Raw genomic sequence first — 14,690 nt, forward strand, 5'->3', positions numbered from 1 at the left:
TAAGGTAAGGCTAGGCATAGTTCCCAGATTGAGGTGGTTCGTTTCATGCGCGCGGAGTCGTTCGGATTCCAGGCTTTCGTCCCTGGTGGTAACGCCCGATGAGCGGCGAGCAGCTGTCCGCACTGGACCGCCGACGGGAGCTGCTGCGTAAACGGCTCGCCGAAAGCGGTATTGCGGCGCAAGCCGCCACCGATGCGGCACCGCGGGTCCAGGCGGGCGAGCGGCGCGAACTCGCGCCAGGGCAGCGGCGCATGTGGTTCCTGCAGGTCAAGGATGAGGCTGACACGACGCTGAATGTCGGTGTTGCGCATCGGATGCGCGGTTCTCTCGATGAGACTAGGTTGCGCGGCGCCTTCGCGGCGATCATCCGGCGCCACGACATTTTGCGCACTACGTATGGTGTTGACGCCGCCGGAGAGCCGTATCAGGTCTTCACCGAAGATGTCGAACTTCCCTGGACCACTATAGATTTAGGGAATCTTGAGGACAGTGCTCGGGAGCGGGAATTTCGGGCGCTGGCCGAGCGTGAGCTTGGCCGCCCGTTCGACCTGACCGTCGACCCGCCGCTACGGATCACGCTACTCCGCATGGATGCACAGGAGTTCGTGCTGCTGTTGGTGGTGCACCACATCGGCTTCGACGACAATTCCTGGGAGGTGTTCTTCACCGAGCTGAGCGACTACTACAACTCCCGCCCAGTTGAGGGCGATGCCCCTCAATTCATGGTGGTGGGTGCGGTCGAGTCCCAGACGTCGGATGTCGGCATCGACTACTGGCGTCAGTCGCTGACGCCCCTTCCGGATTCCCTGGACCTTCCGGGCTCCTCGTCGTCAAACCCGACCTCCCGAAGGGCGCGGCGGCGAGCAATCCCGTTGTCTTCCGACACCGCCGGGCGGATGGAGGAGTTCGCCCGCGCCCACTCGGCGACGCCGTTCATGGTCCTGTTGGCGGCCTTCGGAACGCTTGTTCATCGGTACACCGGGGCAACTGACTTCTTGGTCGCCATTCCCGTAGTGGAGCGCAAGGCCAACGCGGAAAAGGCAATTGGCTATTTTGGCAACACTGTGCTGCTGCGGGCTGCCGTGGATCCGAGTATGGGTTTCGCCGCGTACGTAGCCGCAGTGCGTGAGGCGTGCCTGGGAGCGTTTGGCCACCAGAGCATTGGGATCGACGAGGTGGTGCGCGAGGTCAATCCGAGTCGTTCCACCGGCCGTGACGGGCTGGATGATCTGGTGCGGCTCGGTTTCAGTATGCGTAAGGATCCCAACGGATACCGATTGGCCGGCGTGGAGACCAGCAGAATTGATCTCGACGGAGGTGCCGCGCAAGTGCCGCTCGCACTGGCGATCGCGGCGGATTCGTCGGGCACCATGGTGGAGATCGAGTATCAGACTGATGCGCTGCCGCAGTGGCTTGTGGATCAGCTCCTCGCACACTATCGGCGGCTGCTTGAGGATGGTCTAGCCCGCCCCGGGGAGCCACTCGCACGGCTGGATCCCTTTGGCGACGAAGAGCGTTCGGTGGTGCTGGCGCAGTCACGCGGAGCGCTGTCCGATGTCCCGCGCACGACGCTCGTGAACGTTCTTCAAGAAGCGGCTCGGACAACACCGGATGCCTTAGCTGTGGTGTCTGATGAGTTGGAACTCACCTACGAGGCACTGCATCGTCGCGCGAATCGCGTCGCGCGATGGCTTATCGGCCAAGGGGTTGGTACGGAGGATGTGATTGCCCTCCAGATGTCGACGTCGGTCGAGTTCATCGTCGCGATGTTCGCGGTCCTCAAGTCGGGCGCGGCCTACATGCCCATCGATCCCGCGCTTCCCGAGGATCGGATCGAGTACCTGACCGCCGATGCGAATCCCCGGATTGTATGGGGTAAAAGCGAGTTTCGGGTCGCAGAGGAAAGGGCCGCCAATCTCTCCGACACCGAAGTCGCCGACACGGACCGGCTGCGCCCGTTGCTGCCCGAGAGCCTGGCCTATGTGATCTACACGTCCGGGTCCACCGGACGGCCCAAGGGGGTTGCCGTCGCACATGAGGCGATCGCTGAGCATGTGGTGTCCTTCATGGTCGACTGGAGTATGACTGCTGAGGATCGGATGCTGCAGTCGACCTCGGTCAGTTTCGATGCCTCGTTGGCCGACATCCTGTGCCCCTTGTCCTTGGGAGCGCAGCTTGTCCTTCCCAAACCGAATCCATTCTCCGACATCGGGTATGTGATCGACCTGGTCCGTCGTCGAGGCGTGACGGTGCTACACATGGTGCCGTCCCTGCTCAATTCGGTGATGTTGTTGCCGGAGGCTCGTGAGCTGCGCGGGCTGAGGCACATTCCGGTTGGTGGTGAAGCGCTTCCGGGTGAGGTGGCGGACAAGTTCGCCGTCATGTTCGACGCTGAGCTGAGGAATCATTACGGGCCTACCGAGGCAGTGGTGTGTTCGACATACATGCCTGTTGATGGTCCCCAAGGCAATTCGATCGTGCCGATAGGCCATCCCAATCGCAATGTGTACGCATACGTGTTGGATGAGGCGCTCCAGCTGGTGCCCGCAGGCGTTGTCGGTGAGTTGTATCTCGGAGGTGTGCAGCTGGCACGGGGTTATCGTGGCAGGCCCGTGCTCACTGCGGAAAGGTTCGTGGCCGACCCGTTCAGTTCCGGGGGTCGGCTGTACCGCACCGGTGACCTGGTGCGGCGCAACGTATCTGGTGAGCTTGAGTTCGTGGGCCGCGCTGACGAGCAAGTCAAGGTGCGGGGATTCCGCATTGAGCTCGGCGAGGTGGAGGGTGTCATCGGCGCTGATCCGCGGGTCGGTCGCTGTGTGGTGACGGTGGTGGAGGATGCGCAGGTGGGGCCGATGCTGGCCGCCTATGTCGTGCCCGCGTCCGATGGTCCCGCCGGGGAAATCGACCTGGAGGAATTGCGCGCCCGGGCTCAGGAAACGTTGCCGGCTTACATGGTGCCGAGCGCATTCGCAGTCATTCCCGAGATTCCCCTGACCACCAGCGGCAAGCTTGATAAGCGGGCGCTACCCGCCCCAGAAACGATGGCGGAGAGGGTGTTTCTGGCTCCTGCCACCCCTACTGAACGCCGGATGTGTGCGATCTTCTCGCATCTGTTCGGGCGGGAGCAGATCAGCGCCGATGACTCCTTCTTCGAGCTGGGCGGTCACTCGCTGTTGGCTGCGCGCCTCGTCGCGCAGATCCGTGCTCAGTTCGGCATCGACCTGACCGTGCGCACGGTCTTCGACAGCCCTACTCCGGCGGGGCTCGCTGGCGAGCTCGTTACGTACTTCCGCGAGGAGTTCGAGATCGAGCTCGACGAGCTGGATCTCGATGACTCTGACGAGATGGAGGTCGCTCCCCAGGACGGTCGTCCGGATCTCGTCCAAGCTGTCCGCCCGGAACGTCTCCCGCTGTCCTCGTCCCAGCTGTCGATGTGGTTCGAGTGTCAGATGGAGGGTGTTACCGATATCGGCAACATGTGGCTGGCATTGCGCTTCGACGGTCCCTTGCAGACACCGGCCCTGATCGCCGCCCTCAACGACGTGGTTGCCCGGCACGAGATGCTACGCACCAATTTTGCGATTCATGAGGGTGGGCCGTATCAGATCGTGCATCCGTCGCGAGAGCTGTCGGTTCCGATCCTCCGGACGGATCCGGACAACCTTACGGACACCCTGGACGAGCTGCGACACCATATTTTCGGGCTGGAATCCGAGCCGCTGTTTCGTCCTTCGATTGTGGAGCTGAGTGCCGAGCAGCACGTGCTTGCCCTGGCGGTGCATCACCTGGTGGTGGACCATGTCTCATTCACCGTGATCGTCGATGATCTTGTGGCCGCATACCGTGCCCGAGCGGCGGGCCAGGCACCACAGTGGGATCCCCAACCGGTGCAATACGCGGACTATGTCCTGTGGCAGCGCGATGCGTTCGGTGCCGAGAGCGAGTTCGGTCAGGCCGAGGTCACTTACTGGCGCGAGCTGCTGGCTGGGATACCCGTCGAGATCGCGGTGGCACATGATCGTGCGCGGCCGCAGATTCTCGGAAAACGTGGTGAGGTTGAAAAGTTCACCGTCGCGCCCGAGCGTAGGCAGGCACTGACTCGGATGGCCGAGCTGCATGGTGTCACCGAGTTCATGGTCTACCAGGCGGCATTGGCCGCCACCCTGCATCGCCTCGGTGGTGGTACGGACATCGTGATCGGTAGCCCGGTTGCGGCCCGGGTGCACCCCGATGTCGCGAATCTTGTGGGCTTGTTCGCCAATATGGTGGCGCTGCGAAACGATTTGTCCGAGGACCCGACACTGGGCGAGGTATTGCAGCGAAGCCGTGATGCCACCCTCAACGCGCATGCACACCAGGAACTGCCCATCGAGAAACTGGTAGAGGCCATCAATCCACCGCGTTCCCTGTCTTGGAATCCCTTGTTCCAGACCATGGTGAATTTCCGTGGTGCGGATTGGGGTACGGAGGCGCGAGATCTGACAGGTTCTGGCGAGACCTCATTGGTACCACTGCCCATGGAGGTGGACGTCTCCTATCTGGATCTGAACTTCGCGCTGAACGTCACCCCGTCGGGCGGGCTCGACGTTTCGGTGGTGGCCAACGCAGATCTGTACGACCCCGAGACGACGAGACTGATCGCGCGGGCGCTGGACGCGGCGTTCGATGCGTTCGCCACGGATCAGGACGTACGTGTTTCTGAGGTTGTGCTGCTGCCTGCCGATGTGCTGGAACGACTGCTAGCGGCGCCTGCCGCCGCGCACGAACGTGCCGCGGCACCGGTGAGTGAGGGGTCCGAGGAGACCAAACTCGCGCTTATCGGCATCCTGGAAGAGCTGCTGGAGATTAGTGATATCGACCCGGAGGACAACTTCTTCGCCCTTGGTGGAGACAGTGTCATCTCCATCCAATGGTCGACGCGTGCCGCTGAACGTGGGTTGGCGATGACTCCGCAAATGGTGTTCGAATGTGCGACCATCTCTCAACTCGCGGGTGCCGTCGACGCTGCTGACAATGTTGCGGCAGAAACGAATTCGAATTCCGAAACCGAAGTGGAGCACAGTGCTCCGATGAGTGCCTCTGGTCTGAGCGCCGAAGCGCTCGCTGAGCTCACCGCATCCTGGCAGGCGCAGTCGTGACCGGTACCGACCAGCAACCGCAGATCGAGGATGTGCTGGCGCTAAGTCCCTTGCAGGAGGGCTTCTTTGCGCTTTCCCAGCTGGCCGATGAGAGCGTCGACCTGTACAGCATGCAGTTCGTTGCAGATATCGAGGGAGAGCTCGACGTCGATCTGCTGCACCGCAGCGCGCAGGCGCTCCTGACACGGCATCCCAATCTGCGCGCCGCATTCTGGGATCGCGGGTTGCCCAAGCCTGTGCAGATCGTGCCTTCGCACGCGGACATCCCGTGGGAGGAGCGTGAGGCACGGACAACGGATTTCGACGACATCGCGTTGGCGGAACGCCGCCGTCCGTTTGATCTGGGCAAGGGTCCGGCGATACGAATCCTGCTTCTCACGGTGCCCGGTGGCGTACATCGCCGGATGATCGTCACCACCCATCACATACTCATGGATGGTTGGGCGATCGCCATCTTCTTCTCCGAGCTGCTCGCTGCGTATCAGGCGGCCGGATCTGTCGACGGATTGCCGACGGTTCGCCCGTACCGTGATTACATCGCGTGGCTCAACGCGCAGGACACCACCGCTGCGACCGAGCGGTGGACGCGCTATCTCGGAACCGTGTCCGGACCACTCATGCTGGCCGATGGTGTTGTCGCCGCACATGAGAGTGTGCCTGAGAAATCGCAATTCCTTTTGACCCCAGCGGAAACCGCGCGTCTTCGTCAGTGGTCGGCCGCTAACGGGCTCACCCTGAACACCGTGACGGCCTTCGCCTGGGCCCTGGTGCTCGGCAGGCTGACGGATCGCACCGATGTGGTGTTCGGCACCATCGTGTCTGGGCGGCCCAAGGAACTTCCCGATGTCGAACGGATGGTCGGGCTTTTCATCAACTCGGTGCCGATGGTGCACCACATCGACTACTCGATGTCGGTCATCGAACAGTGTGCGCAGTTGCAGCGCGAAGCGGCGGCGATGCGTGATATCGGATATCTGAGCCTTTCTGCGCTGCAACGGTCCGAGGGTAGTGCCGCGTTGTTCGACACCCTGTTCGTCTTCGAGAACGCCCCGATCGGCGACGCGGTGCAAGAGGTCGAGATGGCCGACGGTGCCCGCTTCCGCCCGGTGGAGATGGAAAGTTTGGCGCACTATCCGCTAACGGTGGTTTCGCATATGCTTGGCGAATCGCTGTTGGTGATGATCGAGGCGATTCCCGAAGCGCTGCAGTACTTTTCGGGAGCGAGTGTCGGCGAGCGGCTGGTTTCTGTGTTACGTCAATTGCCGGATATCGGCGATGCGACCCCAGGAGCCATTGATGTCCTGACCTCGGGCGAGCGGGTGGAGATTGCCGTCACGGCATCCGCGGCAGATGCGTCAGTGGATTCGGTGTGGAAGCTCTTCGAGCGGCAGGTGATGAGTCAGCCCGATGCCGTCGCCCTGACGACGGGGGCCAAAGAAAGCTACACCTACGCACAGTTGCATGCCGCCGCGTGCAGGTTGGCGAATGAACTCGTCGAACATGGCGTGGGGTCTGAAATGACGGTGGCGCTGGCACTTCCGCGCTCCGTCGAGTCGATTATTGCCATCCTTGGGGTACTGGCCGCCGGTGCGGCATACGTTCCCATCGACATGGGACTACCTGCGGCACGTATCGAATCGATTCTGCGCCAATCTGATCCGAAACTTGTCATCACCATTACCGAGCACGGCGACCTCGTAGGGGCGCAGCACCGGACGGTAGTGCTTGGCGATCCTGCGACCGCGGAGCGGATCTCACATCAGCCTGCGGAGGCTCCTGCTATCTCCAGGCACCCTGACCAGAGCGCCTATCTCATCTTTACCTCCGGATCCACGGGTGAGCCCAAGGGCGTCATCGGCACACACGGTGCGCTGATGAATTACGCTGCCGACCATCGTGATCGGGTCTACCGGCCGGCCACCGCCCGATTGGGGCGCAAGCTTCGGATCGCCCACGCCTGGTCACTGAGCTTCGATGCCTCATGGCAGCCGATGATCGGTCTATTGGACGGGCACTCCGTGCACCTGTTCGATGCCGAGGCCATGCGGGACGCGCACCGACTGGTGCAGGGCATAGTCGAGCACGGCATCGACATGATCGATACCACGCCGTCGATGCTGGCGCAGTTGTCCGCCGCCGGGCTCCTGGATCGGGAGCTTCCCGTGCTGGCGCTGGGTGGCGAGGCCATTGAGGCCGCCTTGTGGAACCGTCTGAGCGCGTTGACCGAGACCGCCGTCTACAACTGCTATGGCCCAACGGAAACCACAGTCGAAGCTGTTGTCGCAGGGGTGAAGGACTATCCGGCGCCCACCATCGGTACGCCGAATCAGGGGATGGCCGGCTATGTGCTGGATTCACGGCTGAGGCCGGTGCCGGATGGAGCCGTGGGCGAGCTGTACCTTGCCGGGGCCCAGCTGGCTCGCGGCTATGCGGGAAAACCGGCGGTGACGGCTAGTGCCTTTGTTGCCGACCCCCAGCGACCTGGGCAACGCATGTACCGGACGGGTGATCTGGTGCGCCGCTTACCTCATGGCGGTTTCGCATATCTGGGCCGGGCCGATTCCCAGGTGAAGATCCGCGGTTACCGGGTCGAGGTCGGCGAGATTGAATCGGCGCTGCGTCTGCAGCCGGGTGTGCAGACCGCCGCAGTGGCAGTGGTGCGCCGCGCCGGCGGCGCGAGCCTCGTGGGATTCATTGTGCCCCAACAGGAACTGGCCCAATTCGATACCACTCGGACTGCGATGAGGCTCGCCGATCGACTGCCGTCGTACATGATGCCATCGCGTTTGGTCGTGCTTGAGCGGCTGCCCGTCACTGTGAATGGCAAATTGGACGGTGACGTGCTTGAGCGGCTTGCGCTGGATGCACTGTCGGGAGGCGGCTCCGGGGGCGACGGGGCACAACCTGCCACCACCACCGAATGCGCGCTGTGTGACTGCTGTGCCGAACTGTTTGACGGAACGGCGCCGGGTATCGATGAAGACTTCTTCTCGCTCGGGGTTGACAGCATCGTGGCGATCTCGTTGGTCAACAAGGCGCGTAAGCGCGACCTGATGATTACCCCGCGGATGGTGTTGGCCGCGCCAACAATTCGACAGCTTGCGGCCCTCATTGACGAACGAGCCGATCGGTCCAACCGTTCTGAAGGCATTGATTCGCTTGCGGGAGAACCCGATTATGGCGAAGTTCCGCCGTTGCCGGTGGTGTCCTGGATGTACGAGAGTGAAACATACCGTCGGCTCTCGCTGTCAGTGCTTGTCCGGCTGCCCGAGGGCATCGACAGTCGGCGGATAGAGCAGATGCTCCAACTGCTTCTTGATGGATTCGCCATGTTGCGGTCGACCCTGGTGGACACCCCCGACGGCCCGCGCGTGGTCACCCGTGAAGCCGGGACGGTGCGTGCCGAGAGCGTGCTCAGCCGCGTGGAACTGCCCGTAGGCGAAGCTGCTCACGCCGCGATCACCGCGGCCGCGCGGGACGCTTTCGATGCGCTGGATCCGCGGTCGGGTGCCATGGTTCGGGCAACCTGGCTCGCGGATGCCGAATCGGGTGACGCCTTGCTGTTGACCGTCCATCATCTGGCGATGGACGTCGTGTCCTGGCACATTGTGTTGGGTTACCTCGCCGACGCGTGGCATGCGGTGGCATCCGGTGGTGTGCCCAAGGCGCCCATGGAATTCACCTCGTATCGTCGGTGGAGTCAGCTGATGCAGCAGCGGGCGCCCAGCGAGGACGTCTCACGGCAACGTGACTACTGGATCACACAAATATCCGGTGCGGATCCGGAACTCGGATCACGGCATGCAGATCCAGCGCGCGACACCTGGGGGACCCTGCAAACCACTTCAGTACCGACACCTGTGGACACCACCGCGCGCCTGTTGGCCTCGCTGAACAAGCCCGAAGGTGTCTATGGATTTCTCTTGGCGGCGCTGGCGGTCACGGTGGCAAGTTGGCGCGCACAGCGTGGGCAGGACTCGGCCGCAGGCACTTTGGTGTCGTTGGAGGGGCACGGCAGGGCCGACTCCGAGTTGGACACCGACACCAGCGGCACCGTGGGCTGGTTCACTACCATCTACCCGGTTCGTGTCGGCGCGGGCGAGTCGGCGATAGACATCGACCGGGCGGAGAACGACCGCGAGGCGGCCGGGCGGCTCTTGGCGGCGGTTGACGCGCGTCTCGGCGAGATCCCGAATCAGGGACTGGACTATGGCTTGCTCCGCTATGCGGAGCGCAATGCTGAGCTGGTCGCGGCACGGGATCCGCAGATCCAGTTCAATTACGTGGGCCGGATGGATATCAGCGGGATCGATGACCAGCCGTGGTCCCTCATCACGGATGGGCGAAGCCTCGCTGTGCCTCCGGACTCCGAACCGGATCTACCCCTGCGATTCGGCATCAACATCGGCGCTGCGGTGATGACGACCGCCGAGGGGCCTCAGTTGGTCACCAACTGGCAGTGGAGCTCAAACCTTTTCACCTCGGAAGATGCCGACCAGCTGGCGCGGCTGTGGCAACGAAGCGTTGCCGCACTGGCTCAGGCACTCGACGGATAGCGACAGGAAGACAGCACGGATGGAATCAATCAGCAGGGACGAGATCAAGGCGACCGTCGCAGACCTCATCGGGATTGCTCCCCAAGAGATCTCGGACGTTGATGACCTCATCACGCTCGGGCTGGACTCGATTCGCATGATGACTCTGGCCGGTGGATGGCGTAAGCGCGGCAGCCGCATCACCTTTGCGCAGCTCGCTGCCGAGCCGTCGGTCCAGTCCTGGCATGCGCTGTTGGGAGAGGGTGTGGCACCGGTCGCGGAGGTTGGCGACGGCGTCACGCCCATCGACACCCCGGACACCCCGGAGGACGCGGTGGAGGATGAGCCCTTCCCGTTGGCCACCATGCAGCACGCCTACTGGATTGGCCGTTCGGAGGATCAGGAGCTCGGTGGTGTGGCCGCGCACCTGTACGTCGAATTCGACGGTGGAGCAATCGATCCCGAGCGGCTTCGGCGGGCAGTTGAGCAGCTCGTCGCGGCACATCCGATGTTGCGCACCAGGTTTTTGCCCGACGGCACCCAGCAGACTCTGACCGCCCCCGAGCGTGATGTCTTCAGCGTGGTGGACCTGCGCGGACGTGCGGATGATGCGATCGAGGCGGCATTGGCCGAGCTCCGTGAACGCAAGACGCATCAGCGTTTGGCGATCGAGGACGGCCAGGTGCTCGATGTCACCCTGACCCTGCGCGACGAGGAGAACAGCCGGCTACACCTGGATGTGGACATGCTGGCCGGTGATGCGATGAGCTACCGGGTGCTGGTTTCCGATCTGGCCGCGCTGTATCACGGTGCGGCACAACCGGAGTTGGGGTACACCTATCGGCGGTATCGCACCGAGCAGCGCGGCGACGAGTCGGCGCGCGAGCGTGACCGTCAATGGTGGAGCGAGCGGCTGGACGAGCTGCCGGGTGCGCCGGAGCTGCCCACCGTGCCGGTGAGTGAACGGGCCGAACCGCACCGCACCGTGCGCTATGACTACTGGCTTGAACCGCACGCCAAGCAGCAGCTGCTGGCGGCCGCACATCAGCGCGGCATCACCCCCGCGATGGCGATGGCCGCGGTGTTCGCCGAAACCGTCGGAGGGTGGTCGGCGCAAAGCCGGTTCCTGCTGAATGTCCCGCTGTTCCATCGCGAATCGGTGCACCCCGATATCGACAGGGTGATCGGCGATTTCACCTCCTCGATCATGCTCGACGTCGATCTCACCGACCAGATGTCGGTGGCCGACCGCGCTCGCGCGTTGCAGCGCAATATGTACGAGAGCGGAGCGCATTCGGCGTACCCGGGGCTCAATGTGCTCCGGGACCTGGGCAGGCATCGCGGTGAGCCGGTGTTGGCACCCGTGGTGTACACCAGCGCGCTGAATCTGGGAGAGCTGTTCGCCAAGTCGGTCATGGACACCTTTGGCGAACCGGTCTGGATCATTTCCCAGGGACCGCAGGTCCTGCTGGATGCGCAGGTCACCGAGGTACGTGGCGGACTGCTGCTCAACTGGGATGTGCGTGAGTCGGCCTTCCCGGCCGGCATGGTCGACACCATGTTCGCGCGTTACACCGATGCGGTGGCCGCGCTCTGCACCGGTGATGACGGCTGGAATGCCGATGCGGCCGTGCGGCTTCCGGCCTCGCAGGCCGAGGTCAGACGCGCCGTCAATGCGACCGACGGCCCGGTGAGCGGCCGATGCCTGCACGAAGGATTCTTCGATTTCGCGAAGACCCAACCCGGCGCATCCGCGGTGGTGTGGGGCTTCGGCGACGAGGACGGGGTCTGGACCTACGGCGACCTGGCCGCGCAGGCCCTGGCAGTGGCCGGCGCGCTGCAGGCTCGTGGCGTTCGGCCCGGCGACGCGGTGGCGGTGCAGTTGCCCAAGGGGCGCGATCAGATTCTCGCCGTGCTCGGTGTACTTGCCGCCGGGGCGACGTACATCCCGATCGGATTCGACCAGCCCGCCCGCCGCCGTGCCAGCATCCTCGAGACCGGTGGTGTCGCGATGGCGATAACCGTTCCGGGCGCTGATATTCCGGTGCCGTCGCTGTCCATTGATGAGGCCCGGAATCACGGTGAGCCGCTGGCCGCCCCGGTCATTCCCGCGACTGATGCGATCGCATATGTCATCTTCACCTCGGGCTCGACCGGCACTCCCAAGGGTGTGGACGTACCGCACCGCGGGGCGATGAACACCATCGATGCCGTCAACGAGTGGTTCGACGTCGGCCCCACCGATAGGGTGCTGGCGCTCTCGGCGCTGGAGTTCGATGCTTCCGTGTACGACATCTTCGGCATGTTCTCGGTCGGCGGATCATTGGTGGCGGTCGACGTCGCACAGCGCGCCGAGGCCACCACGTGGGTGGACCTGTTGCGGCGCCACAAGGTTTCGATTCTCAACTGTGTGCCGAGCATGCTGGACATGATCTTGGAGATCGGCGGTAACGGCCTGGGTGACTCGCTGCGGGCTGTCACATTGGGCGGTGACTGGGTGGGCGCTGACCTGGCGACGCGTCTGGCTCAACAGGTGCCGGGCTGCAGGTTCTCCGGCTTGGGCGGAGCCACCGAGACGTCCATCCACAACACCATCTGCGAAGTGGTGGGAGACCCGCCCGCGCACTGGGCGACAGTGCCTTTCGGTGTTCCGCTGCGTAACGTCCGGTGCCGGGTGGTCTCACCCGCGGGTCGTGATTGCCCGGACTGGGTCCCCGGCGAGTTCTGGGTGGGCGGCGCCAATGTCGCGGCCGGATACCGCAAGGACCCCGAACGCACCGCGGAACGATTCGTCGAGTACGACGGACTGCGCTGGTATCGGACGGGCGACATGGCCAGGTACTGGCCGGACGGAACCATCGAGTTTCTGGGCCGTGCGGACCATCAGGTGCAGATCCGCGGATATCGCGTGGAGCTGGGCGAGGTGGAGAGCGCCTTGCGCATGGTCCCCGGCGTCCGTCATGCCGTTGCGGCCATCGTCGGCGGCGATGCGCCGATCCTTGTTGCCGCGGTGTCGGGTACCCCGGACCGGTCGGCGGATTACGCGACGCTGCTCGCTGACCTGGTCCCCAGCTACATGGTTCCGGCCCGTGTCGAGCTCCTCGATCAGATGCCGTTGACGCCGAACGGGAAGATCGATCGGGGAGCGGTGACCGCCCTGCTCGACGAGGCGGCCACGACCGCCACCGACTCGGCTCCCCGGGATGATCTCGACACAGCCCTCGCCGACCTGATGGCAGGTGTACTGGGCCTGGAATCCATTGGGGTATACGACGACTTCTTCGCTCAGGGCGGCGACTCGGTGCTCGCCACGACAGTCATTGCGCGCGTGCGTGACTGGCTGTCGGTCGAGCACGCGCTCGTCGGAGACCTCTTTGCCACCCGTACCGTCGCCGGACTCGCCGACAGGCTCAAGCAGCGCGAGATCGAACTGGGCACGCCTGACCGTCTGGCCGTAGTCGCCGGGCACTACCTGGAGATCGCGGCGATGACCGATGAGGAGATCCTGGCCGGCACCACCTGACCGGTCAGGAGGCCGCAGGGGTACCGAGCACCATGCTGCCCACACTGCACTCCTGCAGCTCCGGAACGGCTGCGGCAGCGGTGAATGCCGCGGTATCGCCGAAGCCCTGGGCGCATGCACCCAGGCCCATGGCCGTGGCGGCCAGATAGATGGTCTGCATGAGAACACCGACGTGCTTGAGGATGGCCGAGTAGGCGACCTGTTCGTAGGTCCACATCACTCGGCCGGCACGCGCGCCCATCACCAGTAGCACCTGTGGTTCGGCGCCGCCCTCAAGGGTTGCGGAGGTCGATTTCAGCAGCTGCTTGACCGCGGTGGAGCAGGCGTCGGCCACTGGTCGCAGAACGTGCTCGAAGGAGTCGTAGTGGTACATGCCGGGTGCCAGTCCGGCGACGTTGCGTACCACCGGGTACAGCTCCAGTTCGTACACGCTGCCCCCCGAGGGATAGGGGCGCGACAGCAGTTCTTCGCCTTCGCTTTCCGAGCGGGCGCCACGGGTACGGGCCGTGCGATACAGGAGCTCGGAAAGCTGTTCGAGGGTAATGGGGTTGGCGTCATCGAAGGCCCGCACCGAGATCCGGTCTTCGATGACGGCGGTGAGGGTGGGGTCTTGGGTGCGGAGGGTCGCCAGATCCGGGGCGGGCAGCGCGACCGGGCTTCCCGGATAGTTGGGTTTGCGGGCTGCAGGCTGCGGGAACTTGCCCTTCGCCCATTTCGTGGGACCGAAGTGGTCCCAGGTGATGGTGCGTTCTCCCAGGGTGCTGCGTCGGTGGAACCACAGGTCCGCTGCGCTCCAACTGATCGAGGTGAACTCGTGGTTCTCCTCGTCACGGTTGGAGACGAGGAATCCGCCCCAACGCAAATCCGCCAGGAACCGCGCGATGAGGTCCTCGCCCAGGCCGGCGGGAGCGCCCGCGGGGCCGTCGAGCAAGGGAAGCAGACGCAGATCGTGGATGCGGATATCACACCAACCGCGCGGGTTCTCGAGTACGTATCCGCGTGAATCACGATGCAGCACGGAGAATTTCGACAGATGAACGCCCGATGGTGTGGCATCTTCGGGTTGCGGGCCCGGGACCCCGAAACACTGGATGGCATAGAGGTCATGCGTGTCGTCACGGACCGTCAGCGAAAGCCATCCACCTTCGAGTAGCCGCCCGATGAGTGCCTCGATGGCGTCGCTATCGGAATCGGTTACCAGTTCCGATAGCGTCGCCTGCCCGCTGTTGAGAGTCTTCAGCACGCGCCGCTGTTGCTGCGACAGCCCGGTGAGTTTTTCGTTGCGCGGCGGGTTCAGGAGTATCCCGCCCGCAGCTGTGACGAGGCACGTTGCGCCGTCACGTAAGGCGAACCGGGTCCCAGCAGGGTAGGTGAGAGCGGACAACGGAAGCCTTCCGGGAACGTATGCCGACGCCGAATGCGTATGCGTTTCACCGATCATAAGGAACCCCGGTAAGGTATCCCTAACTCGGGTTCCCTTTGCTGGACGGGTGG

Annotated in this window: 4 protein-coding genes; 3 read left to right on the plus strand and 1 reads right to left on the minus strand. The window is 63.8% G+C overall.

The window, feature by feature from the left end; all coding sequences use genetic code 11:
- Nucleotides 1–98 precede the first annotated feature (98 nt).
- The 3 genes from HBA99_RS10595 to HBA99_RS10605 are packed head-to-tail and all read left to right on the plus strand — an operon-like array spanning nt 99 to nt 13,196.
- Nucleotides 99–5,138, plus strand: coding sequence for a non-ribosomal peptide synthetase (locus tag HBA99_RS10595; RefSeq protein WP_070951075.1), 5,040 nt, complete (start codon nt 99–101; stop codon nt 5,136–5,138).
- Entirely contained in the window at nt 5,135–9,694 is a 4,560-nt protein-coding gene (locus tag HBA99_RS10600) for a non-ribosomal peptide synthetase (RefSeq protein ID WP_070951074.1), read from the plus strand. Before HBA99_RS10595 ends, HBA99_RS10600 begins: the two co-directional genes overlap by 4 nt.
- Before the next feature lie 19 nt (nt 9,695–9,713).
- Nucleotides 9,714–13,196 carry a non-ribosomal peptide synthetase gene (locus HBA99_RS10605; protein ID WP_070951073.1) on the plus strand — a complete coding sequence of 1,161 codons (3,483 nt, stop codon included), beginning with the start codon at nt 9,714–9,716 and terminating at the stop codon, nt 13,194–13,196.
- 4 nt (nt 13,197–13,200) lie between these two features.
- On the opposite strand, the gene HBA99_RS10610 is transcribed toward HBA99_RS10605, so the two are convergent.
- The gene (locus tag HBA99_RS10610) at nt 13,201–14,580 is read right to left on the minus strand and encodes a SagB family peptide dehydrogenase (RefSeq protein ID WP_070952247.1); all 1,380 of its coding nucleotides are present in this window, start codon (nt 14,578–14,580) and stop codon (nt 13,201–13,203) included.
- Between the last annotated feature and the right edge of the window lie 110 nt (nt 14,581–14,690).

Source organism: Mycobacteroides chelonae, from assembly GCF_016767715.1.
Classification (GTDB): Bacteria; Actinomycetota; Actinomycetes; order Mycobacteriales; family Mycobacteriaceae; genus Mycobacterium; species Mycobacterium gwanakae.